This window comes from Mesorhizobium sp. WSM1386 (genome assembly GCF_055901595.1).
Map to the genome: position 1 here is coordinate 2,370,816 of NZ_CM148373.1, position 25,215 is coordinate 2,396,030.

25 protein-coding genes and 1 pseudogene are annotated in these 25,215 nt (G+C 63.5%); 11 read left to right on the top strand and 15 right to left on the bottom strand.

Annotated features, from left to right (window positions below; all coding sequences use genetic code 11):
- Positions 1–48: 48 nt before the first annotated feature.
- From AC0NIH_RS11640 to AC0NIH_RS11650, 3 genes are read right to left on the bottom strand one after another with little or no spacing between them, the layout of a single operon-like run.
- Positions 49–966 carry an NAD(P)-dependent oxidoreductase gene (locus AC0NIH_RS11640; protein ID WP_287276155.1) on the bottom strand — a complete coding sequence of 306 codons (918 nt, stop codon included), beginning with the start codon at positions 964–966 and terminating at the stop codon, positions 49–51.
- Positions 963–2,177: a mandelate racemase/muconate lactonizing enzyme family protein gene (locus tag AC0NIH_RS11645; protein ID WP_023779860.1), complete on the bottom strand. Its 1,215-nt coding sequence runs from the start codon at positions 2,175–2,177 to the stop codon at positions 963–965. Before AC0NIH_RS11645 ends, AC0NIH_RS11640 begins: the two co-directional genes overlap by 4 nt.
- The gene (locus AC0NIH_RS11650; RefSeq protein ID WP_473468712.1) at positions 2,174–3,790 is read right to left on the bottom strand and encodes a GMC family oxidoreductase; all 1,617 of its coding nucleotides are present in this window, start codon (positions 3,788–3,790) and stop codon (positions 2,174–2,176) included. Before AC0NIH_RS11650 ends, AC0NIH_RS11645 begins: the two co-directional genes overlap by 4 nt.
- A 205-nt stretch (positions 3,791–3,995) precedes the next feature.
- Between AC0NIH_RS11650 and AC0NIH_RS11655 the strand changes: the two genes are divergently transcribed.
- From AC0NIH_RS11655 to AC0NIH_RS11665, 3 genes are all read left to right on the top strand, one after another.
- Positions 3,996–4,937 (top strand): phosphoribosylaminoimidazolesuccinocarboxamide synthase, encoded by a 942-nt coding sequence (locus AC0NIH_RS11655; protein WP_473468710.1) that lies wholly within the window; start codon positions 3,996–3,998, stop codon positions 4,935–4,937.
- Positions 4,938–5,286: 349 nt separating this feature from the next.
- Positions 5,287–5,682, top strand: coding sequence for an acyl-CoA thioesterase (locus AC0NIH_RS11660; RefSeq protein WP_013893544.1), 396 nt, complete (start codon positions 5,287–5,289; stop codon positions 5,680–5,682).
- A gap of 111 nt (positions 5,683–5,793) precedes the next feature.
- Positions 5,794–5,997 (top strand): hypothetical protein, encoded by a 204-nt coding sequence (locus AC0NIH_RS11665; protein WP_473468708.1) that lies wholly within the window; start codon positions 5,794–5,796, stop codon positions 5,995–5,997.
- A gap of 169 nt (positions 5,998–6,166) precedes the next feature.
- Here the strand turns inward: AC0NIH_RS11665 and AC0NIH_RS11670 are convergent, their stop codons facing one another.
- Entirely contained in the window at positions 6,167–6,535 is a 369-nt protein-coding gene (locus AC0NIH_RS11670) for a winged helix-turn-helix transcriptional regulator (protein ID WP_023779866.1), read from the bottom strand.
- Between the two features lie 90 nt (positions 6,536–6,625).
- Here AC0NIH_RS11670 and AC0NIH_RS11675 point away from each other — a divergent pair, with 90 nt between their 5' ends.
- Positions 6,626–7,231 carry an NADPH-dependent FMN reductase gene (locus AC0NIH_RS11675; RefSeq protein ID WP_023767573.1) on the top strand — a complete coding sequence of 202 codons (606 nt, stop codon included), beginning with the start codon at positions 6,626–6,628 and terminating at the stop codon, positions 7,229–7,231.
- Positions 7,232–7,289: 58 nt separating this feature from the next.
- Here AC0NIH_RS11675 and AC0NIH_RS11680 read toward each other — a convergent pair whose 3' ends face one another.
- From AC0NIH_RS11680 to AC0NIH_RS11690, 3 genes and pseudogenes are all read right to left on the bottom strand, one after another.
- The gene (locus AC0NIH_RS11680; protein ID WP_473468706.1) at positions 7,290–8,012 is read right to left on the bottom strand and encodes an MBL fold metallo-hydrolase; all 723 of its coding nucleotides are present in this window, start codon (positions 8,010–8,012) and stop codon (positions 7,290–7,292) included.
- Between the two features lie 115 nt (positions 8,013–8,127).
- Positions 8,128–8,435: pseudogene (locus AC0NIH_RS11685) on the bottom strand (winged helix-turn-helix transcriptional regulator).
- Entirely contained in the window at positions 8,432–8,581 is a 150-nt protein-coding gene (locus tag AC0NIH_RS11690) for a winged helix-turn-helix transcriptional regulator (protein WP_473562737.1), read from the bottom strand. The pseudogene AC0NIH_RS11685 and the gene AC0NIH_RS11690 overlap by 4 nt, the downstream one beginning before the upstream one ends.
- A 247-nt stretch (positions 8,582–8,828) precedes the next feature.
- Here AC0NIH_RS11690 and AC0NIH_RS11695 point away from each other — a divergent pair, with 247 nt between their 5' ends.
- The 4 genes from AC0NIH_RS11695 to AC0NIH_RS11710 all read left to right on the top strand — a co-directional run bounded on the left by AC0NIH_RS11695 (position 8,829) and on the right by AC0NIH_RS11710 (position 14,741).
- The gene (locus AC0NIH_RS11695; protein ID WP_473468726.1) at positions 8,829–9,707 is read left to right on the top strand and encodes a DMT family transporter; all 879 of its coding nucleotides are present in this window, start codon (positions 8,829–8,831) and stop codon (positions 9,705–9,707) included.
- Positions 9,708–10,129: 422 nt separating this feature from the next.
- The gene (eglC, locus tag AC0NIH_RS11700; RefSeq protein WP_473468704.1) at positions 10,130–11,605 is read left to right on the top strand and encodes an endo-1,3-1,4-beta-glycanase EglC; all 1,476 of its coding nucleotides are present in this window, start codon (positions 10,130–10,132) and stop codon (positions 11,603–11,605) included.
- A 35-nt stretch (positions 11,606–11,640) separates the two neighbouring features.
- Complete coding sequence (locus tag AC0NIH_RS11705; protein ID WP_473468702.1) at positions 11,641–13,419, top strand: type I secretion system permease/ATPase; 1,779 nt, start codon at positions 11,641–11,643, stop codon at positions 13,417–13,419.
- Between the two features lie 2 nt (positions 13,420–13,421).
- Positions 13,422–14,741 carry an HlyD family type I secretion periplasmic adaptor subunit gene (locus tag AC0NIH_RS11710; RefSeq protein ID WP_473468701.1) on the top strand — a complete coding sequence of 440 codons (1,320 nt, stop codon included), beginning with the start codon at positions 13,422–13,424 and terminating at the stop codon, positions 14,739–14,741.
- Between the two features lie 73 nt (positions 14,742–14,814).
- Here AC0NIH_RS11710 and AC0NIH_RS11715 read toward each other — a convergent pair whose 3' ends face one another.
- A complete protein-coding gene (locus AC0NIH_RS11715) occupies positions 14,815–16,125 on the bottom strand; it encodes a hemolysin family protein (RefSeq protein ID WP_473468699.1) in 1,311 nt (436 codons plus the stop codon).
- A gap of 160 nt (positions 16,126–16,285) precedes the next feature.
- Positions 16,286–16,993 (bottom strand): LssY C-terminal domain-containing protein, encoded by a 708-nt coding sequence (locus AC0NIH_RS11720; RefSeq protein ID WP_473468698.1) that lies wholly within the window; start codon positions 16,991–16,993, stop codon positions 16,286–16,288.
- A gap of 111 nt (positions 16,994–17,104) precedes the next feature.
- Between AC0NIH_RS11720 and AC0NIH_RS11725 the strand changes: the two genes are divergently transcribed.
- Complete coding sequence (locus tag AC0NIH_RS11725; protein WP_473468696.1) at positions 17,105–17,815, top strand: gamma-glutamylcyclotransferase; 711 nt, start codon at positions 17,105–17,107, stop codon at positions 17,813–17,815.
- A gap of 106 nt (positions 17,816–17,921) precedes the next feature.
- Here AC0NIH_RS11725 and AC0NIH_RS11730 read toward each other — a convergent pair whose 3' ends face one another.
- The 3 genes from AC0NIH_RS11730 to AC0NIH_RS11740 all read right to left on the bottom strand — a co-directional run bounded on the left by AC0NIH_RS11730 (position 17,922) and on the right by AC0NIH_RS11740 (position 20,524).
- Positions 17,922–18,728, bottom strand: a complete 807-nt coding sequence (locus tag AC0NIH_RS11730; RefSeq protein WP_473468694.1) for an extensin-like domain-containing protein — start codon at positions 18,726–18,728, stop codon at positions 17,922–17,924.
- Between the two features lie 116 nt (positions 18,729–18,844).
- Positions 18,845–19,900: an extensin-like domain-containing protein gene (locus AC0NIH_RS11735; RefSeq protein WP_473468723.1), complete on the bottom strand. Its 1,056-nt coding sequence runs from the start codon at positions 19,898–19,900 to the stop codon at positions 18,845–18,847.
- 198 nt (positions 19,901–20,098) lie between these two features.
- Positions 20,099–20,524: a DUF3775 domain-containing protein gene (locus tag AC0NIH_RS11740; RefSeq protein ID WP_023779878.1), complete on the bottom strand. Its 426-nt coding sequence runs from the start codon at positions 20,522–20,524 to the stop codon at positions 20,099–20,101.
- A 142-nt stretch (positions 20,525–20,666) separates the two neighbouring features.
- Here AC0NIH_RS11740 and AC0NIH_RS11745 point away from each other — a divergent pair, with 142 nt between their 5' ends.
- Positions 20,667–21,206 carry a tetratricopeptide repeat protein gene (locus AC0NIH_RS11745; RefSeq protein WP_473468692.1) on the top strand — a complete coding sequence of 180 codons (540 nt, stop codon included), beginning with the start codon at positions 20,667–20,669 and terminating at the stop codon, positions 21,204–21,206.
- A gap of 296 nt (positions 21,207–21,502) precedes the next feature.
- Entirely contained in the window at positions 21,503–21,976 is a 474-nt protein-coding gene (greA, locus tag AC0NIH_RS11750) for a transcription elongation factor GreA (protein WP_224690130.1), read from the top strand.
- 250 nt (positions 21,977–22,226) lie between these two features.
- On the opposite strand, the gene waaC is transcribed toward greA, so the two are convergent.
- Genes waaC through rfaD form a run of 3 tightly spaced genes read right to left on the bottom strand, consistent with a single transcriptional unit; the run spans position 22,227 to position 25,137 of the window.
- Positions 22,227–23,210, bottom strand: coding sequence for a lipopolysaccharide heptosyltransferase I (gene waaC, locus AC0NIH_RS11755; protein ID WP_473468690.1), 984 nt, complete (start codon positions 23,208–23,210; stop codon positions 22,227–22,229).
- On the bottom strand, positions 23,207–24,214 hold the full coding sequence (gene waaF / locus AC0NIH_RS11760; protein ID WP_473468688.1) for a lipopolysaccharide heptosyltransferase II: 1,008 nt from the start codon (positions 24,212–24,214) through the stop codon (positions 23,207–23,209). Before waaF ends, waaC begins: the two co-directional genes overlap by 4 nt.
- Complete coding sequence (gene rfaD, locus AC0NIH_RS11765) at positions 24,187–25,137, bottom strand: ADP-glyceromanno-heptose 6-epimerase (RefSeq protein WP_473468686.1); 951 nt, start codon at positions 25,135–25,137, stop codon at positions 24,187–24,189. Before rfaD ends, waaF begins: the two co-directional genes overlap by 28 nt.
- Between the last annotated feature and the right edge of the window lie 78 nt (positions 25,138–25,215).

Below are 25,215 nucleotides of genomic sequence, written 5' to 3' on the forward strand. Positions count from 1 at the left end.
CGGCGATCAACTCAAGTTCATGAAATCCCTTTGGTTTTGGCCTCCAGGTCAAAGCTCCAGTTTGGCCGGAAAACCGGGCGCGCGCAGGTCGGTGCCGACGGCATCCTCGAGCAATTTGACGATCTGGGTCGACCAGGCCCCGCCGCCATAGGCGGCCTTGCCCTGCTGAAAAAGTGCGTTGACGCGCGTGGCGAGATCGAGCGGGACGCCGAAATCCTTGCCCATGCCCAGTGCGAAGCCGAGGTCCTTCAGCGCTAGGTCCATGGTGAAGCCGATGTCGTAGGAGCCGTTCAGGATGAGCTGGCTTTCGGTCTCGTGGACGAAGCTGTTGCCGGAGGATGCAACGATTGCATGGTAGCTCTGCGCGAGGTCGAGGCCACCTTGTTTGGCCAGCATCAGCGCCTCGCCGGCGGCGACGAGATGGATGAAGGCCAGCATGTTGGTGATCACCTTGATCACCGCCGCCGAGCCGATCGGTCCCATCAGGAACGACTTCGCGCACATCGCCTCGATCGCCGGTCGATGGCGCTCATAGAGTGCGGCGTCGCCACCGACCAGCGCGGTGATCTTGCCGGAGGCCGCCAGATGAACGCCGCCGGTGACCGGGCACTCCAGCGTCTCGATGCCCTTGGCCGAGGCGAGGGCGGCAAGGCGCAGGATCTCGTCGCGACCATTGGTCGACATCTCGATCCAGGTGCCACCCCTGGGCAGACCTTCCAATAACCCGCCAGGCCCGGTCAGCACTGCTTCGCTGACCTTGGGCGAGGGCAGGCAGGTTATAGCATTGCCGGCCCGTGCCGCCGCTTCGGCCGGGCTGCTGGCGGCGGTGGCACCGAGCGCGACAAGACGCTCGACGGCGTCGGGATCGCGGTCGAACACGATGACGGCAAAACCGTTGCGGATCAGGCTGGCGGCAAGATTGCCGCCGAGATGACCGAGGCCGATGAAGGCGTAGCGTTCGCTCACGGCATCAGCGGCGTCTGCATCATCTGCAGATGCAGGTCCTTGCCGGTGTAGGGGTGCGCATCGCAGACCGCCTCGTCGAGTTCAACGCCGAGGCCGGGCTCTTTCGACGGGATGACATTGCCGTCCTGCCACTCGATCTTCTTCTTGAGCAGCGTGGCGTGGAAACCGTCCCACTGCTTCAGCGATTCCAGGATCAGGAAGTTGGGCAGCGTCACCGCCAGCTGGATGTTGGCGGCACCGACGATTGGGCCGCAATAGCAATGCGGCGCGATCTGGATGTGATAGGCCTCGGCCATCGCGGCGATCTTCTTTGTCTCCAGAATGCCGCCGGAGCGGCCGAGATCCGGCTGCAGGATGGTCGCGGCGCGGTTCTCGATGACGCGGGCGAACTCGAACTTGGTCGTCAGCCGCTCGCCGGTGGCAATCGGTATCGAGGTGCCGCGAGCCACCTGCGCCATCACCTCGGGCATGTCGGGCGGCACCGGCTCCTCGAACCAGAGCGGATCATAGGGTTCGATGGCGCGCGCCATGCGCAGCGCCCCCGACGCGGTGAACTGGCCATGCGTGCCGAACAATATGTCGGCGCGGTTGCCGACCGCCTCGCGGATCGCCTTGATCATGCGGGTGGAGACATCGATGTCGATGAGGCGCGGCTGGTGGCCGTCGAAGGCGGTGTAGGGGCCGGCCGGGTCAAGCTTGACCGCGTTGAAGCCCTGCTCGACATATTCGAGCGCGCAGGCCGCGGCCAAATCCGGGTCGTTATAGACGTTCTTGCCGTCCGGCGCGTCCTCGGAATGGACACTGCCGGTGTGCGGATAGAGATAGGTGTAGGAGCGCAGCGTCTCGTGCACCTGGCCGCCGAGCAATTTGTAGACCGGCTTGTTGGCCTCTTTGCCGATGATGTCCCAGCAGGCCATTTCCAACGCCGAGAAGCAGCCCATGCCGGACACGTCGGGGCGCTGGGTGAAGCCGGAGGAATAGGCGCGGCGGAAGAAATTCTCGATGTCATGCGGATCGCGGCCAACGAGATAGCGTTCGGCCATGTCTTCGACCATCCTCGCCGTGACATGGGCAGAGAAGGTGGCATTGTAGGCCTCGCCATAACCGACCACGCCGCCATCGGTGGTGAGCTTGACGAAGATGAAGTACTTGCCGCCGATGCCGGGCGGCGGATTGCCGACAACCCAGGTCTTGACGTCGGTGATCTTCATTTGTGGTCCTCCAGAACCAGTTCTGCGCCCTTCCATCCGGTCACGATGGAGGCTGCATTGGTGTTGCCGGTGATGTTGTCGGGAAAGATCGAGGCATCGATGACGCGCAGGCCTTCGATGCCGTGCACCTTGAGGCGCGGATCGACGACGGCGCGTGCGGGATCGGGGCCCATGCGGCAGGTCGAAACCGGGTGATAGACGGTGCCGGAGCGTTTTCTGAAATCCGTGATCAGGTCGGCGTCCGACTGGATCGACGGGCCTGGCAGAACCTCCTCGGCGATGATCTCGGCCATGGCCGGCATCGCGGCGATCTTGCGCACGAACTTCACCGCCGCCAGCATTTCGTCGACGTCGGCGTTGGTCGAATAGGCGTTGGCGACGATCTTTGGATAATCCAGCGGGTTGCGGGATCGGATCATGATCTCGCCGCGGCTCGACGGGCGGCAGTTGGACAGGCCGATGGAGAAGCCCGGCCAGGGATCGGGCGTCAGGATCGGACGCTCGCCGCCTTTCGGGATGACGGTCGAGAAGGCTTGGAAATAGAGCTGCATGTTGGGGCGCGAAAACGCCGGGTCGGTGCGGAAGAAACCGCCGGCATGGTTCATCGACAGCGACAGCGGGCCCGACCGCGTCAGGATATACTGCATGCCGACCAGGAGCTTGCCCCACCAGGGGCGAAGGATCTGGTTGAGCGTCGGCAGCTTGCCCTTGAACGTGTAGTTGATGCCGACATGGTCCTGCAGATTGGCGCCGACATTCTCGCTGGCGTGGACGACCGGGATGCCAAGACCACCAAGCATCGCCGACGGGCCGACGCCGGACAGCTGCAGCAATTGCGGCGAGTTGATCGAACCGCTGGACAGGATGATCTCGCGGCCGGCGCGCGCCGTCTTCGTCTCGCCGTTCTGCAGATATTCGATGCCGACCGCGCGCTTGCCTTCGAACTGCACGCGGGTCGCCAGTGCATTCATTTCGACGCGGACGTTTGCGCGTTTCATCGCCGGGCGAAGGAAAGCGCGCGCCGCAGACATGCGGCGGCCATTTCTGGTCGAGATCTGGTAAATGCCGACGCCTTCCTGGGCAGCGCCGTTGAAATCCTGATTGAGCGGCAGACCGGCTTGCTGGCCGGCCGCGAGATAGCGCTTGGTCAGCGGGTGGACGGTGTTTGAACAGTCGGTGATATGCAGCGGACCGCCGACGCCCCGCCATGTGTCGGCGCCGGCCTCGTTGTCCTCGAGTGCCTTGAAGGCCGGCAACAGGTCGTCGTAGCCCCAGCCGGGATTGCCGGCGGCACGCCAGTCGTCGAAATCCTCGCGCGCGCCCCGGATCCAGACCATGGCGTTGATCGAACTAGACCCGCCGAGCAGCTTGCCGCGCGGCCAGTGGTCGGCATTGCCGCCAAGGCCGGGATCCGGCTCTGCCTTGTAGTTCCAGTTGACCGCGGGGTCGAAGAAGGTCTTGCCGTAGCCGAGCGGCATCTGCACGTAGAAGCGGCGGTCGGTGCCGCCCGCTTCGAGCACCAGCACCGAGAAGCGGCCCGAGGCCGACAGTTTGTCAGCAAGCACCGAGCCGGCCGAGCCGGAGCCGACGATGATGAAGTCATAGGTCTGCATGATTGAAACGGGTGGCTCCGGAAAACTGGCCGCAGCCTAGACGCGGCGGGTTCGCCGCGTCGCAGTGCCTTCCGGCATGCGTTGTGAAAAAAGCGACCGTGATGCCAGGTCGTGTTGTGGGGAATCCCGACAATCGCGCTTGATAGGCATGGGTCGACAGCTTATGCGATTGGCATCGATCACTCTGCGGAAGGCAGGAAATCAAATGCGGACCCTGTCGGATGCTCTCATTCCCGAATTGCCTGGTCACTACAAGGGCAAGGTCCGCGAAAATTACGATTTGGCCGACGGGCGGCGCATCATCATCGCCACCGACCGTCTCAGCGCCTTCGACATCATCCTGACCTCGATCCCGTTCAAGGGAGAGATCCTGACGCAGACGGCGCGGTACTGGTTCGAGGAAACCGCCGATATCTGCCCGAACCATGTTCTGGAATATCCCGATCCCAACGTCGTCGTCGGCACAAGGCTCGACATCCTTCCAGTCGAGATCGTCGTGCGCGGTTATCTGGCGGGTACCACCAGCACCTCGATCCTGACCCGCTACAAGCGCGGCGAACGCGACATGTACGGCATGCGCTTGCCGGACGGCCTGCGCGACAATGAGAAGCTGGCCGAGCCGGTCATCACGCCGACGAGCAAGGCGGCGGACGGCGGCCATGACGAGCCGCTGTCCAGGGCGGAAATCCTCGACCAGGGGCTTCTCACCGAGGCGCAGTGGGATACGGTTTCAAACTACGCCTTGAAGCTGTTTGCCCGCGGCCAGGCACGCGCCGCCGAACGTGGCCTCATCCTCGCCGATACGAAATACGAATTCGGCACAGACAAGAACGGGACGATCATCCTGGCCGACGAAATCCATACCCCCGACAGCAGCCGGTACTGGATCGCCGGAAGCTACGAACAGGCGCTCGCCAACGGCACGCGGCCGGAGAGTTTCGACAAGGATTTCATCCGCTCATGGGTGGCGGCGCGCTGCGACCCCTACAAGGATCCTATTCCCAAAATACCGGACGAGATCGTCGAACAGGCCTCCAAGGTCTATGCGCAGGCCTACGAGGCGATCACCGGCAAGAAATTCGTGCCCGATGTGTCCGGGGATACCGTTCTCGATCGCATCCGCTCGAACCTGGCAGGTTATTTTTAAGAGGCGCCTCTCAGCTAGCGAATGGTCCTACGCAGTGCAGTCGACCCCCACTCCGTCGAGCTTCGCTCGACACCTCTCCCCGATCGACGGGGTAGAGGAAGGGCGCGAGCTTGGCCGGCATGGCCCCTTCCTCTCCCTTCGGAGGGGCGAGAGATGGCTCGGCGAAGCCGAGACGGAGTGGGGGAAACCCGCCCCAAAACCCGAAGCCGCTGAAAATCAGGCACAACCGCGCGAATGCCAGGGTTAGCTTATAGCCCACGACGGCGAGGAAACTGCAGCCGCGGCGCGTTGACCTGGTCCAGCAGCGGCGATACGGATCGATGACCACCATCTCACAAGGATTCTGCCCATGGTGCAGTACGCGGACGGACGGCCGATCGGAGACCTGACGCTGCGCACGCTGGCCATGCCCTCGGACGCCAATGCCGCCGGCGATATTTTTGGTGGCTGGGTGATGGCGCAGATGGACCTTGCCTGCGGCATCCGCGCCGCCGAGCGCGCCCGGGGCCGCGTGGTGACCGCGGCGGTCAAGGAGATGTCCTTCGCCAAGCCGATGAAGATCGGCGACACGCTGTGCATCTACACCCATGTCGAACGCGTCGGCCGCACCTCGATGACGCTCAAGGTCGAGGCCTGGGCACAACGCTATCTCTCCGATCTGATGGAGAAGGTGACGCACGCCGATTTCGTCATGGTGGCGCTGGATGGCGAGGGCAAGCCGAAGGCCGTTCCTGCCGAGAGCTGACGAAAGCTGGTTCCACTCGGGCAATTGTAACATCGCTCGTGCGGGCGGTGCCCCGCGCGACATCCAATGGTTGCCTTTACGCCCGATTGTGCCGGCGTTGGAGGAGAGACAATGCGTCAACACATGCTGAACGGCTGGCTCGCGGCAGCCCTTCTCGCGCTGGCCTGCCTGCTCGGCGCAACGGCCTATGCCGAAGTCAAGCAAGCCCCTCCGCGCATCGCCTGCCTGCAAGGCAATATCGGCGGCGGAGGGCCGGCCACGACGTGCGCGATCTGTGGGCCAACGCATTGCGGTGGCAAGGCGCCAAGATCCTGAATGGTCACTTTGCCATTGCGATTGTCGTCGCCAAAGCGGCGCCAGCTTGGGTGGTCTTAGGCCCCATAAAGCCAAAGTCGCGAGATCTGGTTTAAAGAACCGCCAGTCCGCTTGTCATCAGGCGACGGCGCTCACAACGAAACTCCGCACTCCTTGCCGTGCAAGGATCTCAGCCGTGCATGCCGTCGAACTTTTCGCGCGCGACCCTGACGCGCTGCGTGTTCCTGCGTGCCCATTCGCCAAGCGCGCTGACCGGGATCAACAGTTCGTGACCGAGTTCGGTCAGTTCGTAGTCGACGCGTGGCGGAATGGTCGGGAACACGGTGCGGGTGACGAAGCCGTCGCGTTCCAGGCCGCGCAAGGTGGTGGTCAGCATCTTCTGCGAAATGCCGCCGACGGCAGCGCGCAACTCGTTGAAACGCAAGGGTCCGCCGCCAAGCTTGCCGACCACGAGCACGGTCCATTTGTCGCCGACGCGCTGCAGGATTTCCGAAACGGCGCGGCAGTCCTCGGTGTTAAGCGGGTTCCTCAGTAACAAAAAGGTGCCTCCTTGCGCGCTGAGTTGTCAGTATCTCATATAGCGCCGGTATCTAAACGATACCAGCTTTTAGTGGAATGGAGAGCCCCCATGTCAAAGCCGAAAATCGCCATCATCATTGGTTCGACGCGCGCCGCGCGCTTCGCCGATGTGCCCACCCAATGGATCGCCAAGATCGCCAAGTCGCATGCCGATATCGATGTCGAAATCGTCGACCTGCGCGACTTCCCGCTGCCCTTCTTCGACGAGGTCGCGTCCTCCGCCTGGGTGCCGTCGACCAACGAGGTGGCGCAGCGCTGGCAGAAGAAGGTCGCCGAATATGACGGCTTCATCTTCACCGCCGCCGAATACAATCACGGCCCTACGGCCGTGCTGAAGAACGCCATCGACTACGCCGCCAACGAATGGAACAAGAAGCCGGCCGGCTTCGTCGGCTACGGTGGCGTCGGCGGCGCCCGCGCTGTCGAGCAGCTGCGCATGCATGCCGTCGAATTGCAGATGGCGCCGGTCAAGTCCGCCGTCCACATCGTCTGGGCCGATTTCCTCGCCGTTCGCCAGGGCGAGAAGAAGCTCGATGAGCTTGAGCACCTGAACCAGGCGGCCACCGCCCTGGTCAACGATGTGGCCTGGTGGGCCAAGGCGCTGAAGAAGGCTCGCGATGCCGACGTGGTCGACGAGGAAATCAAGGCGGCCTGATCGCCGGTCGAATTATCCTCCCAGGGATACGGGGCGGCGCTTGCGCCGCCCCTTTCAATTATAGCGGCTCAAATCGAAAGCCGCCGCCAGATCGGATGACACGGCCGATGCCGGGCGAGTCCAGATGCGCGCCCGCAACGAAACAATGATCGTCCGCCGCAAGCGCCAGCAGCCGCAACCGGCTCTCGCGCGCCTGGTCCTGATCGTCGTCGAACTCCCAGGTCACCTCAGGCCGATCGAACTGAAGCGATGGGACGTGAACGGTATCGCCCCAGATCAAAATGCGCTCGCCGCCGCTCGAAACGCGAAAGCAGCTGTGACCGACCTCGTGGCCATGCGCGCCGATAACGTCAACATGGGTATCGAGGCGGTCCCCGGCTTCGAATGGTTGCGCCATGCCATGAAACCGTTCGAGCTTCGCTTCGGCGCGAAACAGGCCGAGTTCCTGCCTGGGAACGAGCAGGCGCGCCAGGTGTGGGAAAGCATCCCGGCCGTCGGCAAGCACAAGGCCATGGATGTGGTCGAGATGCGTGTGGGTGAAGCAGACGGCGCGAATTCTGCTGACATCGATGCCGGCCTCGTCCATCGCCTGGGGAAGCCGGCCCATGGTCGGGTGCCAGGCGTTCGAGGCGCCGGTATCGATCAAAGTGATCTCATGTCCATCGTCGATCGCGAAGGCATTGACGGAAAGCCTGAGTTGACCGCCAACCAGCGTAACTTGTTCCGGCAATTCGTCGTCAAATGGCTTGTCACCGTTTTGCCGGAGCCGTCTGATCGGCATGTCGACATAGCCATCGCGCAGGGCGGTGATGCGCAGGTCACCCAGAGTGTAGGTCGAATGAAGTTCGCCCGAAGCTACCGGTGCATTTTTTGCCGATCCGTTCTGAAGATGTCAGTCAGTCTGCTATGGGCAGCCAATGTCGGCAACCCGCCCTGTCGATTCGACCTATGCCATGTGCGTGCCGCGCCTGCCGTGGCCGGGTGATGCAGTCGGCGAGGCGGTGCGTCTCGTTCAGCTCGCCGGCGTGATGCTGGCCCCACTGGCAGAGCGCCAGCAGGATCGGCTCGAGGCTGAGGCCGAGACTGGTCGCCGAATATTCGACGCGCGCGGGAACCTCGGCGAAGATTCGCGGCTGACGAGGCCGTGCTCCTCCATTTCGCGGAGCTGCTGGATCAGCACTTTCTGAGTGATGCCGGGCATCATTGCCTCAACGCGGTGAGCCGCAGTGGCCCATCGAACAGGTGATAGAGGATGACCGCCTTCCAACGCCCGGCGATTACCTTGAGCGCCCGTTCAGCCGGCAGCATCGGCAGTCTCTTGATTGGCATTTTCCTGGCTGGGCTGGCCATGGTCACCTCCTGGTCAGCAGGGGACAAAAGAGTGTGTAGTCGCGGCCCCGCAGATAGTGGCAAACCGCAGCCGATGCCAGTGCAGCCTGAGGGGGCGCCCGCGCCTCGACGCTGCCTGAAAGGGTTGGACCTCCATATCAGCGGGGCTGCCATCTGGCCCCGCCGTTTTGCCCTGATATGTCAGGTTGCGATCCATCACGTGAGCAACGCAGTGAAGTCATCCGGCCTGGCAGGCGTCGTTTCCCCCATGATCCCGGTGCTCGTCTGCGCGCTCGGTATCTTCCTTCTGTCGGCGATGGATGCGGCGATGAAGGTCCTGGTCATCGCCGTGGGCGTCTACAACACGGTGCTCTGGCGCAGCATGCTGGCGACGGTGGTCGCCGGCGCGGCCTGGTCGGCAGGGACGCGCTCGTGGCCCACGCTTTCCGTGCTGAGGCTGCATGCGCTGCGCGCCGTGGTCGTCGGCATCGTCTTGTTGTCCTTCTTCTGGGGGCTTGCCAGGCTGCCGCTCGCCGAGGCGATCGGGCTCAGCTTCGTCGCGCCCCTGTTCGCGCTCCTGCTGGCGGCGCTGCTTTTGGGCGAACGCATACAGCGCCAGGCGATCTGGGCCTCGCTGGCAGGCATCGCCGGCGTCATAATCATCATGGCCGGACAATTCGGGCAGGCGAGCTATCCCAAGGATGCGCTGCTCGGCACGGCGGCGGTGCTCGCATCGACGGTGTTCTACGCCTACAATCTGATCCTTGCGCGACGGCAGGCCCAGGTGGCCAAGCCGATCGAGATCATGCTGTTCCAAAACCTTTGCGTCGCGATCACGCTTGGCCTTGCCGCGCCCTGGCTCGCCGTTGCCCTGCCGGGCAATCTCTGGCTTCCGCTGGCCGGGGTGACGGCGCTGTCGCTCGCCGGCCAGTTCCTGATGAGCTGGGCCTACGCGCGCGCCGAAGCGCAATATCTGATCCCGACGGAATATTCGGCTTTCATCTGGGCGGTCGCGATCGGCTGGTTCTTCTTCAATGAGGCGGCGACCTGGACCACGCTGACGGGAGCCGGCCTTATCGTGGCCAGCTGCCTGATCGCCTCACGCTCCAATCCCAGACTTGCCGAGCCGATCGAAGCCGCGGTTTAAGAGTCCCCGCGACACGCTTAGGGCGCTGCTGCGGTGGTCGCCGAGCAGTCGGGTGGCGACCAGCCTGTCCCGCGGCGCCAGCCCGGCGCGTTGACGCATTATTTCCAGAGCGGCGATTCCACGCCCCATCAGAACGCAGGGGCGCTTCCGTTTGACCAAATCAAGCATGGTCGCAGGCAGATCGGCGCGTGTTGCGAAATTTTTAATAAATATTTCGCCGGTCAAATTACTGTCCGTAGACCATTTCCCGGATCGTTGTGCTTTCAGTCCAGAAAATCTCACTGAACAGTCGATGTAATGTTGATCTATGTGGCAAGTTCCCGGAACGATGTCGTGCGTGGCAACGTTGGTCCGGATGCACCCGCCTCGCACCCATGTCGAGCGGTTCAAGCAGGCCTGGCATCACGAGGAGAATTTGTCCGATGAGCTTTTTCGTCAACGCTTTGGGCGTTCCTCTTCCCTACAGCGGCGCTTCCAACCACTGGTTCTCGGCGGCAGGGTCCGGACCGGACTTGTACGGCAGCTCCGGAAACGACTCCATCTACGGAGCATCCGGTGTCAACGTCACCATGCATGGCGGCACGGGCGACGACATCTATTACCTCTATGCGGCGGGCAACAAGGTGGCCGAGGGCGTTGGGGCCGGCATCGACACGATCAGCACATGGATGAGCTACAAGCTCCCCGACAATGTCGAGAACCTCATCGTCACACACGCCAATAACTTTGCTTTCGGGAATGGGCTGGACAACATCATCACCGCCACGGCCGGACACCAGACGCTGGACGGCGGCGCGGGAAACGATGTGCTGATCGACGGCGGCGGCGGCTACGACACTTTCATCGTCTCCAAAGGCAATGGAAGCGACCTGATCGCGAATTTCGCCGCCACCGACACCGTCCGCCTTAACGGCTACGGGTTCACGTCGTTCGACGCCATCCACTCAAACATGATCCAGGCGGGATCCAACGTGCTGTTGAACCTCGGATCCGGCGAGATCCTCGAGTTCAAGGACACGACCATCGACAAGCTGCAGCCCAGCCAGTTCGAATTGCCGATCGACAAGTCCGGAATGAGCCTGTCCTTCAGCGACGATTTCAACACGCTGAACCTTCACAATAGCCAGGGCGGCACCTGGGACACCAACTTCTCGTGGGGAGCGCCCAACGGCAGCACCTTGACCAGCAATGGCGAACTGCAGTGGTACATCGACGCCAATTATGCACCGACAAGTTCCGTCCACCCGTTCAGCGTGAACAACGGCGTGCTCACCATCACCGCGGCTCAGGCGCCGGCGGACATCAAGCCGCTGATCAACAATTACGAATACACCTCCGGCATTCTGACGACCCACGATTCCTTCTCTCAGACCTATGGCTATTTCGAAATGCGGGCCGACCTGCCCGAGCACGCCGGCGCCTGGCCGGCCTTCTGGCTGCTGCCGGAAGACGGTTCGTGGCCGCCGGAACTCGATGTCGTGGAGACTGCCGGCCAAGCCCCGAACTCGTTGATCATGACGGCGCACACGAATGAAACCGGTACGCACGTCAAGGTCTCCTCGACGGTGAGTGTCTCGGATACCGCCGGCTTCCACACCTATGGCCTGCTGTGGACGCCGGACAAGCTCGTCTGGACCTATGACGGTGTGCAGGTCGCCGAAGCCGCGACACCGTCGGACATGAACAAGCCAATGTATATGCTGGCCGATCTCGCGGTCGGTGGCTTTGCCGGCACCCCTCCGGATCACCTGGCCACGCCGGCCGAGATGAAGATCGACTACATCCGCGCCTATACGCTGGACAATGCGCCGGTAAATGCCCTGAACAGCAGCACCGCCACGCACAGCATCGCCAGCAGCACACTGCATGGCGGTTCCGAGTTTGGAGGCCACGCCTGAGGTCTCGGGATCATGCAGCCGCGGGGAATGCCGAAATGACTGGACCGTCCGGCCTGCGTCCGGTTTTCATGCGCGCCATCGCCGATGTCGGCGTCTTCTCTTTGTTGATCAACATCCTGCTGTTGGTGATCCCGCTCTACTTGCTGCAGATCTATGATCGCGTGCTGCCGTCCTCGAGCGTCGAGACGCTTGTCTATCTTTCGGCCATCGCGGTTCTTGCGCTCGCTTTCCTTGGGCTTCTGGACGCGATCCGTGCCGTTTACACGCAGCGTGTCGCGGCGACCGTCGACCGGAAGCTGGGCGCCCGCACATTCGCCGTTTCTCTTGGCGCAAGATATGCCGGCGGCCTGTCGCCGCTGCGCGACCTTGCCTCGGTCTGCGCCTTCATCAGGTCGCGCGGCGTGGCGGTGGTGTTCGACCTGCCCTTCGCCCCTGTCTTCTTCGCCCTGCTCTATCTCATCCATCCGGTGCTGTTCTGGGTGACGGTCGCCGGCGCGGCGCTTCTGCTTTTCCTGGTCGTGGCCAATCAGCTTGCCATCGGCAGGAACGACGCTTTCTCGGCGGAGCGTTCGGCTTTGGCCAGCCAGGCGGAACAGGCTTTTGCCCGCAATGCCGAGACGCTGCGCGCCATGGGCATGGTGGAGAACGCCGCGCGGGTCTGGGGAGGGTACGTCTCGGCTGCACTCACCTTCCATGACCGTTCCTCGAGTGCCAATGCAATCTTCAGCGGTGCCTCGCGGGCGCTGCGCATGATGCTGCAGCTGGCGATCCTCGGCACCGGCGCCTGGCTGGTGCTCAAGGGGCAGATGACGGCAGGCATGATCTTCGCGTCCTCGCTGGTGTCGTCGCGGGCGCTGCAGCCGCTCGACCAGTTGATTGGCGCCTGGCGGCAGATCGCCGATGCCCGGCGAGCGTGGAAACGGCTGGAGACGGCGCTTGCGGCGCGTCCGGCTGAAGCGCGGAAGCTGATCCTGCCCGATCCGACCGGCGCGATTTCCGTGCAGGACGTTTTCTTCATGGCGCCGAATGCCCAGCCCGGCACCGAACCCATCCTCAAGCGGTTGAACTTCCAGATCGGCGCCGGCGAAGCGCTGGCCATCGTCGGCCCGAGCGGCGCCGGCAAATCGACGCTGGCGCGGTTGCTTGTGGGCGCTGTCCAGCCGACCGGCGGCGCGGTCAGGATCGACGGCGCCGACCTCAGGACCTGGGACGAAAGCCTGCTCGGAAAGCATCTCGGCTACCTGGCGCAAGAGGTGGAGCTCTTTCCAGGATCGATCGCGCAAAACGTCGCCCGCTTCGACCCCCATGCGGATGACGCCTCGATCATCGAGGCAGCAAGGCGGGCCGAGGCGCATGAACTGATCCTGGCGCAGCGGGACGGCTACCAGACATTGATAGGTCCGTCGGACAGGAGGCTGTCGGGTGGCGAGCGCCAGCGGATCGGGCTCGCGCGCGCCTTTTACGGCACGCCCAGGATCCTGGTGTTGGACGAGCCCAGCGCTCATCTCGACGGCGCCGGCGAAGCCGCACTCGAAGCGGTGCTTGCCGCCGCGAAAGCGGCCGGCGTCACGACGATCGTGATCACGCATCGTCCTTCGATCGCCGCGTCCTGCGACCGCGTGATGCTTTTGCGCGGCGGCGTGATCGAAGCCTTCGGCCCCAGTGGCGAGGTGTTGCGGCAGTCTGTGGCCAACCCAGGCGCCAGCCCGGTTGCCAGCACAGGCGCCGGCAAGGGCATTCCCCGGCAGAATCCCGTGGTGACGGGCTCGTTCGCCACGACGATCCGCATGCATAACACCCGTTTTGGATCATAGCCATGGCGGTGCAGAGCCTCGCCCGGGAAGGCAGCCCGCGCACCGACATAAGGCGCGTGGCATCCGCCGGTTACGCGGCAATAGCGCTGTTGGTGGGTTGCTTCGGCTATTGGGCCATCACGGCGCCCTTGTCGGGGGCGGTGATCACGCGAGGAACGATCTCGGCGACGGGCGGAAACATCCTGATCCAGCATCCCGAGGGCGGCATCATCCAGGAATTGCTGGTCCATGAAGGCGATCGCGTGCAACAGGCCCAGGATCTGATCGTGCTGGATCCAACAGCCGCGCGGGCCGAGCTCAACCGGTTGACGCGACAGTCGATCGCGCTCAGGGCGAGCGCGGCGCGGCTGGAGGCGGAACGCGACGGGTTGGACCGGCTGGCGCCAATCACCGAAACGGCGCCAGCACCGTTCCAGCACGATTTCGAGACGCTGGTTGAAGAACAGCAGAAGGAATTCGACGCCAGGCTCGCCCGGTTTCGATCCGAACAATCGATCCTCGTCCAACGGGTGGCCATGCATCGCCAGTCGGTCGTTGGATTGCAGGCCCAGAAACAGGCCATTCAGCAACAGGCCGACGTGGTGAAGAAGGAACTCGGCATCAAGACCGGCCTGCTGGACAGAGGCCTCACCAATCGTAGCGAATACTCCCAGCTTTTGCGCAGTGAAGCCGACCTTGTCGGGCAAGCCGGGGCGCTGGAAGCCTATCTTGCGACGGCCAACACCCAGATCGTCGAGGCCCAGGAACAGACCGAGCACCTCGCCACGCAGCGCGTCGAGGAGGCGCTGACGAAGCTGGACGACGTTCGCTCCAACCTGGCCGACATCAAGGAACAGATCAGGGCGGCCGAGGCGGTGCTGCGGCGAACGACGATCAAGGCACCGGCGGCGGGCATCGTGGTGTCGTCAACCTATAATTCAAAGGGCAGCGTGATTGGCCCCGGCGAAAAGATCATGGAGATTCTGCCCACGGCACCGGGCCTGATCGTCGATGCAAGGCTGCGGCCGAACGACATCGATCAGGTCCGTGTCGGCCAGCCGGCGAAGCTGCGATTGTCCGCCTTGAACACGCGGCTTACCCCGGAGGTTTCAGCCACCGTGACACAAATTTCCGCGGACCGGCTCATCGATCAGGCTACGCACGAGCCCTATTTCCGCGCCAGGCTGAAGATTGCCGCCGAGCTGCCGTCCGGCGTCAAGCCCGAGCAGCTTTATCCAGGGACGCCGGTCGAGGCGTTCATCAACACGGGCGACCGGACATTCCTGGAGTATCTGGCGCGACCGATGCTCGATTCCTTTGCTCGCGCCTTCGCGGAGCGGTAGACATCGGGACAGTGCAATCGACCGGCCCGGCCGTCTTCAATGTCCCGCCAGGCCGAAAGCCGACATCGAACTGTCAGCGCACCGCTTCGCGGTTGCCGCCGGGCAGGCGGGTGGCGATCAGCTTGTCGATGCGGCGGCCGTCGAGATCGACCACTTCGAAGCGCCATCCCTGAGCATCGACGCATTCGCCGGTCGCCGGCAAATGGTGCATGTGCGACAGGACATAGCCGGCGACGGTCTCGTAGTCGCGGTTTTCGGGCAGGTCGATGCCGAGAACCTCGGCCATCTCGTCGGCCTGCATATAGCCGGCGAGCAGCCATGAGCCGTCCTCGCGCTTGACGGCGTTTTCCTCGTCGCCGGCATCGAGGTCCGCGCGGAACACGCCGGTGATCGCCTCCAGGATATCGGCAGGGGTGACGATGCCTTCGAAATGGCCGTATTCGTCATGCACAAGCGCCATCGGCACGTCGGATTCCTTCAGCTTCTGCAGCACGTCAAGCGCATCGGCCTGATCGTAGACGATGGGCGCGGCGCGCACATGCTTGCGCGGGTCGAGCGTGCGGCCGGCCAGGATCGCGGCGAGCACGTCACGCGTCTGGACGACGCCGACCATGACATCGACGCCGCCGTCGCCCGCCGGCAGGCGCGAATGCTGGGTCTCGACCAGCAGCTTGCGGATGGCTGCCTCATCGGATTGCAGATTGATCCAGTCGACCTCGGTGCGCGGCGTCATCACCGCGCGCACGGCGCGGTCGCCAAGCCGCATGACGCCAGCGATCATGCGCCGCTCGTCGGATTCGATGGTGCCGTGGTGCTCGGCCTCGGCGACCAGCATCTTGATCTCCTCGTCGGTGACCTTCTCCTCGCTTTCGCCACGCTGGCCGAGCAGCCACAAGATGGCGCGGCCGGAAATGTCGAGCAGGAAGACCAGCGGCGCCGACACGGTGGCAAGAATGGTCATCGCCGGCGCCACCTTGGCGGCAACCCGCTCGGGATCGCGCAATGCGATCTGCTTGGGCACCAGTTCGCCGACGATCAGCGAGAAATAGGTGATGATGGCAACGACGATGCCGACGCCGAGCGGATCGGCGACGTTCTCCCTCATGCCGGTCGAGGCCAGGAACTGCGCCAGCCGTTCGCCCAGCGTGGCGCCGGAAAACGCGCCCGACAGCACGCCGACCAAGGTGATGCCGATCTGCACCGAGGACAGGAACTTGCCGGGATTGGAGCCGAGCGCCAGGGCGCGGCCGGCGCCTTTGACCTCACGGTCGATCATCGTCTTCAGCCGGGCGGGGCGGGATGAAACGATGGCGAGTTCGGACATCGACAAAAGGCCGTTCACGCAGATGAGGACGACCACGATAGCAATTTCAACGTATAGCATGAGGGCTCAATAGCATTGCGGCGGGCCGCTCGAAAATAGTCCTTCATGATTTTTGGAAGATGACGGTCACGGCTCTTGGGCGGCGGTCCCGCAGCGACATCGAAGACACGCCGCGATTTTCAATCCGATCCCAGGCCGACCGGTCTAGGTATGCATGGTTTCAAGGCAGTTGCTTCAGCACGCCGACGAGCGCCTTGCCGTCGGTGAAATAGGGGTCGCCGCCGCCATTGCGGCCGGTTTTGGTGGCGCCGATGCCTGCCAGCTCGCTGGTCGAGATCAACTCGCCGGCGGCGCTCAGGTCGCCGATGAGAAAATCGCGCTCGGCGTCAATGTCGGGGCCGATATGGTGGGTGATGGCGCCGGTGTCGTGGCTGAACCCCACGCCGCGATCGAAGCTGGCGGAGCCCAGCCAAAGCGGACGGCCATCGTCGCCGACCGTATCCGTCTGCCAGAAGCGGACATGGTGGCGCCGGTCGGCGCTGTCTCCGACCGGTTTTTCGAAGGCAAGATCCTGGGCGCGGCCTTCGAACAGCAGCCGGCTCATCGGCGCATCGGGATAGGGGCGGGAAAACAGGACACTTTCGCCGATGTCGATGGCGGTTCTCAGGGTGACGGCATCGGCGGTGTCCCAGCCGGCGAGGGCGAAGGCGTGGACGACCTCTTTTTCAGTACCGACAAGGCCGATATTGATCGGATCGCCGGGAATGCCTTGCGGCGTGTGCGTCACCATTTCGAAGCGCTGGTTGCGAAAACCGCGATCCCGAAATGTCCAGAATTCCGGTGCGGCGACATAGGCGAGCGCCAGCCAGGCGGCCAGCAGGGCCGCTACCCAGATCGCAATGCGTCGCTGGAGGCTTCGTTGGCTCATGAAGGAGGCTCGATCCGTGGGGGGTATCTGTTGCCTGACGGTCTTTTGGAAATCAATGGCCACAGATGAGCAGCCGGTCTATCGTCAGCCATCATTTTTCAGGGGGCTGGAATGAAGCGGAAGCCAACGCGCCGGAGATCGATGGCGTTGACCGCCGATCTTGTCGTCAGGGTCGAGCGTATCGAACCGGATCCCGGCCCTGAGCCTGGAACAACCGAGCACACCGATGCGGAGTTCGACGGGTTGGTCGAGCGACTGCTTGCCGAATATCGACCGGAAACGCTGTGGGTCTTTGCCTATGGTTCGTTGATCTGGAATCCCGAATTCGTTCCTGTCGAGCAGCGCCCGGCGATAGCGCCTGGATGGCACCGCTCGTTCTGCCTGAAGTTAACCCGCTGGCGCGGAACGCGCCAATTGCCGGCCCTGATGTTGGCGCTCGATCGGGGCGGCAGCTGCAATGGCATTGTCTATCGACTGCCCGCGGAAGATCATTTCGGGCAACTCGGCCAGCTTATGCGCCGCGAGATCGATGCCAATCCGCCAACCAACCTGCCTTGCTGGATCAAGGTCAAGACCAAGGAGGGTCCGCTGCGCGCTCTGGCTTTCGTCGCCGCGCCGGATGGCAAGGCCTATGCCGGACGGTTGCCGTTGGAGCAGGTTGCCGACACGCTGGCGCGAGCCGCCGGACATTGGGGCTCGTCGGCGCAGTATCTGTTCCGGACTGTCAGCAAGCTGGAGGAAAGCGGTATTCGCGACAGGAATCTCTGGCGCATCCAGGAGCTGGTCGCACGGCAAATTATCGCATCCACCGGTGACGCTTGACCTTTTCCTAAAGCGCGTTCCGCTGAAACGGATTCATGCGACGCGCTTTAGGTCTTTGTTTCTATGCATGTCGTTCCCCAAACCGAGGTCACTTCTAGGACGTGCATTAGCGGCAGGCGCGATAACCGTTCCTGCGGTTCTTGATGTCGAAATGGAAATGGTTGCGGTGGTCGTAATTGTAGCCGGGGCCGAGCACGGTAGTGAAATACTGGCAGCCGTCGGCGCGCACATTGTTGAGGAAGCCGCGGGTGCGGAAGGCGAACAGGCCGGGCTTTCGCACGTCGATGTCGTCGCCATTGTTGAGTTCGATGCTCATGACGTCGAGCGCGTTGCCCTTGCCGTGCTCGGACAGCACGCCTTCGCCGGCGATGTTGCGGCAGGAATAGCTGGAGCCCTGGTGGATGGTCCTGACGCCGGAGAAGTAGCGCCAGCGCGCGGAAGGAACGAGTTCGTTCTTCGTCCAGGCGGCAAAGGTGGCGGCCATGTCGCAGGTCAGGGTCGCGGCGGGTTTCATCTGAATGTTGCCGATGGCCGTGACCTTGACCGGGTAATCGATGCCGCACTGGCCTTCATGGATCGGTGCAAGGTCGGTGTAGGCGACATCGAGGCGCTTCAGCTGCTGGCGGCAGTCGATCTCGCTGGCCGGGACTTGCTCGACCGGCGACATCGGCTCGTCCATGCGCGGATAGGCGGCCTGCGTCATGTAGGGATTGGACGGGACAAGCGTCTGCATGCCTATGTATTGCGGTACGGCCGCTGTCTGCGAGCCGACATCGACGGCCGGCTGCAGCGACAGCACACTGCCGGTGTTGCAGGCCGAAACGGCCGCGAGGGTGAGGCCGGCGGCCAGCAGCATCACGGGTTTCGATCGGCGCGCGGTGGCGAAAAACACGGCGCGAAATTTGCCGGCCATTTGCAGGATCCCACTTCTGGATATCCGGCATTTTAACGATCAAGGGTAAAGGAAAACTCAGCGACCGCGTTCATGTCTGCGGCCGAATTGCGGCGGCGATCCTGCAACAGCCGCGTTTACTGGCAGAACGTGCCGCCATGGCGGCGCGGTTCGAGATCGAGATGGAAATGCAAGGCGTGGTCGGCATCGGCGCCGGGTCCGAGCACGGTCTTGAACGGACCGCAGGCGGCCTTGCGCACGGTGTCGAGGAATTTTGCATCCTTTTCCGGCGGCGCCGGCCCGACCTCGATCTTCTTGCCGTCCGACAAGGTGAAGCTGGCGATATCGATCGCATTGCCGAAAGCGTGCTCCGAGAGTTTCCTGGTGCCGTTGCGGGGACGGCAGACAAAGGCCGACGCCTGGCTGATCGATTTCAAGTCGGCGCCAAATTCGGCCTTCGCAGCCGGCTGGACGACGTCCGCGGCAAACCGTGCGGCCGCCTCGGCCATCGGGCAGTTGAGCTCGGTGCCGGGGGCAATCGCAATCGACTTGCCCAGGCTCTTCAGCATCAGGGGATAGGGGATCGAGCAGCCGATTTCGGGATTGCTTTCCGCTTTGTGCTCCTCGAATTCGACGCCGAGCGCCTTCAATCGCTCGCGGCAAGCGACTTCCTCCGCCGGCATTTTCGCGTCGGGCAGATCGGCAGAGCGCGGGTCGGGGAGCATCTTCTCGTCGCCGGCATCCGCTGGTTTTTCAGGCGGCGTCGGCGCGACATCAGGCGGCTGAGCCCCTGGTTCGGCGGTGTCGGGCCTTGGTGTCGGGACCGGGACCTCGGCCGGCGGCGCCGGCTCGTTTTGCGTATCGGCGGATGGCTCTGAGGCTGGCGGTCCGGGGTGCGCCTGCTTCTCCCGATAGGATTTTTCTTCATTGAACCGATCCGCCGCTCCGGAGGCCTTTGGCACGTCCGCCTTTTGTTCCTTCCTCGTTGCGGCATCGGTCTTCGGCGCGTCCGCGGGACGCGGTTCAGGCACCGGAACATCGGCAGGCGAGGTCTCCCGGTCCTGCATCTTCTGTGGTGCCCTTTCCGGAGTGATATGGTCCGGGGTGATGTGCCGCTTGCCACGTGATTTCAGGCGCTGCCTTGCCCGGGGTGCCAGCGGCTGGTCGGCACGCGGTGTCAGCGGCTGTTCCACCCGTGGTGCCGGTCGTCCGTGATGCCTGTGACGATGCTTGGCGTCGGCCGGGGTCACCAGCAAGGCGACGGCCATCAACGGCAACGCCAGTCTGCGAAACAGGGAAAAGCTCAGCGTTGCCATCGCTTCGAAACGGCGCCGGCATGCCGAAGTTGCCTGGAAGGCGCTTTCCCCCGATCACAATCGGTAACCGCGCCGTTACGCGCCAATTGCTTCGAGGCCTTCCTCCAGCCAATCGGCGAGCAGCGGCATGCCGAGCAGGTATTTCGCCGTGCGCCTGTTGGCGCGTTCGCGCGCCGCCGTCACGGCATCGGACCATTCCGCCGCGTCATAGTCGCCGCGGCCGACCCAGGCCAGCGCGATCAGTTCGGCCGCCTCGTCGACATTGAGGTCGTTGATCAGCTCGCGAAATTCCTCTTCGGTCAGGTTTTCCGAACTTTCCTCGGCGAGGCCATCATGATGATGATTGTCGTGGGTGCCGCCGTCGAACTCGATCTCGTGCTCGGCGCCGTCGGCATAATCCTCGTTGACGGCCGCGCTCAGCGCCTTGGCCTTGAGGATGAACAGGCGCACGGTGTCGGGGCCGATCGTAAGGTCCCAGTCCTTTTCAAGCCGCCGCTGCACGGGCCGTCTCCGTCGGTCGTTTGCCCGGATGATAGCGGATTTGCTGCATCCGTCACCTCATGTTCTCCACGCATGCTTTTCCGGGATGAAACGCGGAGAGCTTGGCGTTAGTGTTGTATTCTCACCCCTCCAGGAGGCTTCGATGCATAAAAGAGTGCTGATCCAGGCGGCGGGCGCGCTTCTCGCCCTGCAGTTCATGGCCGTTCCGGTGTTCGCCGCCGGCAGCGACACCACGAATACCGACCAGACAGTTACCAAGTGCAAGAAGGGCGAAGTCTGGGACAAGAAAAAGAAAAAGTGTGTCGCCCCCCAGGAAGGCATGCTGGACGACGACAGCATTTATGATGCGGGCCATGCGCTGGCTATGGCCGGGCGCTATGACGAAGCGATCTCGGTGCTCACTCTTGCCGCCAACAAACAGGATCCGCGCATCCTCAACTATCTCGGCTATTCGCACCGCCATTCCGGACGCGTCACCGTCGGCCTCGGCTATTACGAGGAAGCGCTGCGCATCGACCCGAACTACACGCTGGTGCGCGAATATCTCGGCGAGGCACATCTGCAGATCGGCGACCTGGCCGGCGCTCAGCAGCAGCTGGCGGAGATCGAGAAACGCACCGGCAAGGGCTCGCGCGAATACGGCATGCTGGCCGAGCAGATCGACCATTTCATGCGGAGCTGACCACGCTCCAGGCTATCCTCGAAGCGGCTGCGAACCATCGCGGCCGCTTTTTTGTTCACCCTGTCTCGTTAGCACAGTTCCTGGAATTGCCTCGGCCGCCTCGGTTGGATGAAAGCCGCGACGATTTTTGAAAAACCCATTTTTTGGGCGTGAAAAACCCGCTGACATTGCTATATTAGGGCAAATTGCGGTGAGACGGTTCCGTTAGCCCGAGGCTGCCGGACCGTTTTCTTTTTGTACCCAACGACAAGGCTTCCCCCGAAACGCGGGGGTGGCGGCAGGAAAGGTGAGGCATGATGAACAAGGTCCCGATGACAGGCGAGGGGTTCGCGTCATTGAAGGAAGAACTGCGTTGGCGCCAGCAGGAAGAGCGGCCGCGCATCATCGAGGCGATCTCCGAAGCGCGCTCGCATGGCGACCTGTCCGAAAATGCCGAATATCATGCCGCAAAAGAGGCACAGAGCCTCAATGAGGGCCGCGTCAACGAGCTCGAGGATTATATCGCGCGGGCCGAGGTGATCGACGTCAGCAAGCTCAGCGGCGAAAAGGTCAAGTTCGGCGCTACCGTCGTGCTGGTCGACGAGGACACCGAGGAAAAGAAGACTTATCAGATCGTCGGCGACCAGGAAGCCGACGTGAAGTCCGGCCGCATCTCAATCTCCTCGCCGATCGCGCGCGCGCTGATCGGCAAGGAAGTCGGCGACGCCATCGAGGTCAATGCGCCTGGCGGTGCCAGGGGTTACGAGATCGTCCAGGTGCAGTTCATCTAGGGGATTGGGCGCGGCATCGCGCGGGTTGGCGCGTTTCAAACCGGCGTTGGCGCCGCCCCTCATCTGGCTGCCGCCATCTTCTCCCCGTGAACGGGGAGAAGGACGCCCTCATCGATGGTTTCGCCTTTTCAAGTTGCAAGATGGGCGCCAGCGTTGCGGCCAGCTTCTTTCGCCCCGTTTACGGGGAGAAATGCCCGGCAGGGCAATGAGGGGCGGCGCTGACCTTCCCAATTGAATTGATTTGAAAAAATCAAGTCTTACCAGCCAGAGCTGCGCCTCTACGCGCCAGTAGCCTCTCCGCCTCCGCCACCACCTCGGCCGGCGTCAAACGCCCACCTGGCGGCGCCAATAGCGTAGACGCACATGGCCCGCGAGGACCTGTCAAACCCGGCTCGGTGGCCAAAAAAACCGCGACCGTCGGCAGGCCGAAGGCGCTGGCGAGATGGGTCAGGCCGGTGTCGGCGCCGATGACCAGCGTCGAGCGGCCGAGGATGGCGGCGATGTCGGCGAGCGGCGATTTCGGTACCACGACCGTGGAGGGCACCGCCCTGGCGATCGCTTCGGCCACGGCTTTCTCACGCTCGTTCGACCAGGTGGTGACCGGCGCCATACCCCGTTCGACGAGCAGGCGGGCCGTCCCGATCCAGTCTTCGACGGGCCATTTCTTGTCCTCACGGCTGGTACCGTGCAGCAGGAAGGCAATGTTTGCGCCGATGCTGGCTGGAGTGACCGGCGGTGGAACGATGCCGGAGTTGAGCGTCGACAGATCGGGCTGATAGCCGAGCGCCTGCCCGAACAGCCGCCGCGTCCGCTCTATCGCGTGCAGGTTGCGCGGCACGCCGTAAGTGACGTCATAGAACAGCGTTGCCGAGGGTTCGCGCGCGCTCGACCGGTCGAAGCCGGCAATCGGTGCTCCCGCCTGCCGTGCCACCAGTGCCGACTTCAGCAAGCCCTGCGCATCGATGACGAGGTCGTAGCGGCATTCGCGCAAGGTGCGGCGCAGCGCGGCCGCCTCGCGCCAGGTGGCGCCGTCGAGCAGCGCCTTGCGCCAGCGCCGGATGGCGACCGTGTGGATCCTGCCGATCGCCGGGTGCAGCGCCACGATGCCGGCGAACGCCTCTTCGACGCACCAGTCGAAGGATACGTCCGGCCTGGCGAGGCTGGCGTCCTCGACAGCCGGGAAGGTGTGAATGACATCGCCCATCGACGATGTCTTGACGATCAGCACCTTCATGCCGCCGCCGGAACTTCCAGCAGGCGTTGCGCCGCTGCCGCGACCTGCCCGACTTCCAACGTCTTCAGGCAGTTGAGGTGGCCGAGGGGGCAGATCTTCTGGTGGCAAGGCGAGCAGGACAGGCCGAGCCAGACCAGTTCGCGGCGCTCCGCCAGCGGCGGCGTATTTTGCGGCGAGGTCGAGCCATAGACTGCGACGATCGGCGTGCCGACCCCCGCCGCGACATGCATCAGCCCGCTGTCGTTGGACACCGCGAGCCTTGCCGCCGCGATCAGGTCGATGGCGTCTTCCAGCCGCGTCTGGCCGGCGAGGTCGACGACGCCGGGGGCGAGGCTTGCGATCTCCGCCGTCACGTCGCGGTCGTTCTTCGAGCCGAACAAGGCGACCTTGAGACCCTTGCCCATCAAGTCGCGGGCCAGGCCGGCATAGCTTTCGCTCGGCCAGCGCTTTGCCGGTCCGAACTCGGCGCCGGGCATCAGGGCCACGAATTGCTGTGGCGCGAGCCCGAAACGATCGAGTAGGGCGGCCTGGTTGTTGGCGTCGACGGTCAGGTGAGGGGCGCGGAAGGTGCCACCTTGGGCGAGGCCGAAATAGGCCTGCGCGGTGCGCCGTTTCACGGCCTCGGGTAGCGGCACGATGTCGGTCAAAAGGCCATAGCGCATTTCCCTGAGATTGCCGAACCGGCGTGGAATCCGGGCAAAGAAGGGAATCAGCGCCGATTTCCAGCTGCCCGGCAGGATATAGGCCATGTCGTAGCGGCCGCGCAGCAGGCGGCCGAAGCGGCGGCGATGGGTGAATTCGAGCGCGCCGGGCTTCAGCGGAAAGTCGATCTGCTGGCGGATTTCGGGCATGCGCTTGACCAGCGGGGCGGCCCAGGCCGGCGCCAGCACGTCGATCGCGGCGTTGGGGTGCAGCTCCTTCAGCGCCGAGAACAGGCACTGCGCCATCACCATATCGCCCACCCAGCGTGGGCCGATCACGAGGATCGTTGGGCTTTCAGCCATTCGACATAGTCTCTGACGCCAGTTTCGACGCTCCGGAACTGGCCATTGTAACCGGCCGCGCGCAAACGGGACATATCAGCTTGCGTGAAGCTCTGGTAGCTGCCCTTGAGATGGTCGGGAAATTCGATGAACTCGATCTCGCCTTCGCCCAGTGTATCGATCACCGTTTCGGCGATGGCGCGGAACGGCTGGGCGCGGCCGGTGCCGCAGTTGAAGATGCCGCTCGCGCCGCGCTTCCACAGCCACAGATTGACGTCGGCGACGTCGCCGACATGGATGAAGTCGCGGCTCTGTTCGCCAGGGCCGAAACCGCCATAGGCGCCGAAGAGTTTCGGGTTCTGGCCTTGCTCGACCTGGTTGAAGAGATGGAAGGCGACCGAGGCCATGGCGCCCTTGTGCGCCTCGCGCGGCCCGTAGACGTTGAAGTAGCGCAGGCCCGCGACCTGCGAGTGGTCACTGTCAAAGATGGTGCGCCTGACATAGTCGTCGAAGAGTTTCTTGGAATAGGCGTAGACATTGAGCGGCCGTTCGAGCGCCGGCTCTTCGCGGAACTCGGCGCCGCCGCCATAAACGGACGCAGAGGAGGCATAGAGGAAGGGCACGCGTAGCGCCTGGCAGGCATGCAGCAGCCGCTTCGAATAAGCAAAATTCACCTCCATCATGAACTTGCCGTTCCACTCTGTGGTGGTCGAGCAGGCGCCCTGGTGGAACACGGCCTCGATACGGCCGAGCGAGCCGGCCTCGATGCGGGGCAGGAAATCGTCCTTGTCGAGATAGTCGGCAATGCCAAGATCGGCGAGGTTGGAGATCTTGTGGCCGTCGGTGAGGTCGTCGACGACAAGGATGTCGTCATGGCCCTCGGCATTGAGCGCGGCGACGATGTTGGAGCCGATCATGCCGGCGCCGCCCGTGACGATGATCATGAAGGCCTCTGGTTGCTTGCGATTCCGGTCCTTATAAGGGAGGCCAGCCGGGCTGTCGACAAAGCAGGTGCAGGGCGA

Coding starts and splice junctions, on each gene's coding strand:
- AC0NIH_RS11645 (WP_023779860.1), bottom strand. CDS start 2,177: ATGAAGATCACCGACGTCAAGACCTGGGTTGTCGGCAATCCGCCGCCC.
- AC0NIH_RS11650 (WP_473468712.1), bottom strand. CDS start 3,790: ATGCAGACCTATGACTTCATCATCGTCGGCTCCGGCTCGGCCGGCTCG.
- AC0NIH_RS11655 (WP_473468710.1), top strand. CDS start 3,996: ATGCGGACCCTGTCGGATGCTCTCATTCCCGAATTGCCTGGTCACTAC.
- AC0NIH_RS11660 (WP_013893544.1), top strand. CDS start 5,287: ATGGTGCAGTACGCGGACGGACGGCCGATCGGAGACCTGACGCTGCGC.
- AC0NIH_RS11665 (WP_473468708.1), top strand. CDS start 5,794: ATGCGTCAACACATGCTGAACGGCTGGCTCGCGGCAGCCCTTCTCGCG.
- AC0NIH_RS11675 (WP_023767573.1), top strand. CDS start 6,626: ATGTCAAAGCCGAAAATCGCCATCATCATTGGTTCGACGCGCGCCGCG.
- AC0NIH_RS11680 (WP_473468706.1), bottom strand. CDS start 8,012: ATGCCGATCAGACGGCTCCGGCAAAACGGTGACAAGCCATTTGACGAC.
- AC0NIH_RS11690 (WP_473562737.1), bottom strand. CDS start 8,581: ATGGCCAGCCCAGCCAGGAAAATGCCAATCAAGAGACTGCCGATGCTG.
- AC0NIH_RS11695 (WP_473468726.1), top strand. CDS start 8,829: ATGATCCCGGTGCTCGTCTGCGCGCTCGGTATCTTCCTTCTGTCGGCG.
- eglC (WP_473468704.1), top strand. CDS start 10,130: ATGAGCTTTTTCGTCAACGCTTTGGGCGTTCCTCTTCCCTACAGCGGC.
- AC0NIH_RS11705 (WP_473468702.1), top strand. CDS start 11,641: ATGACTGGACCGTCCGGCCTGCGTCCGGTTTTCATGCGCGCCATCGCC.
- AC0NIH_RS11710 (WP_473468701.1), top strand. CDS start 13,422: ATGGCGGTGCAGAGCCTCGCCCGGGAAGGCAGCCCGCGCACCGACATA.
- AC0NIH_RS11715 (WP_473468699.1), bottom strand. CDS start 16,125: ATGCTATACGTTGAAATTGCTATCGTGGTCGTCCTCATCTGCGTGAAC.
- AC0NIH_RS11720 (WP_473468698.1), bottom strand. CDS start 16,993: ATGAGCCAACGAAGCCTCCAGCGACGCATTGCGATCTGGGTAGCGGCC.
- AC0NIH_RS11725 (WP_473468696.1), top strand. CDS start 17,105: ATGAAGCGGAAGCCAACGCGCCGGAGATCGATGGCGTTGACCGCCGAT.
- AC0NIH_RS11730 (WP_473468694.1), bottom strand. CDS start 18,728: ATGGCCGGCAAATTTCGCGCCGTGTTTTTCGCCACCGCGCGCCGATCG.
- AC0NIH_RS11745 (WP_473468692.1), top strand. CDS start 20,667: ATGCATAAAAGAGTGCTGATCCAGGCGGCGGGCGCGCTTCTCGCCCTG.
- greA (WP_224690130.1), top strand. CDS start 21,503: ATGAACAAGGTCCCGATGACAGGCGAGGGGTTCGCGTCATTGAAGGAA.
- waaC (WP_473468690.1), bottom strand. CDS start 23,210: ATGAAGGTGCTGATCGTCAAGACATCGTCGATGGGCGATGTCATTCAC.
- waaF (WP_473468688.1), bottom strand. CDS start 24,214: ATGGCTGAAAGCCCAACGATCCTCGTGATCGGCCCACGCTGGGTGGGC.
- rfaD (WP_473468686.1), bottom strand. CDS start 25,137: ATGATCATCGTCACGGGCGGCGCCGGCATGATCGGCTCCAACATCGTC.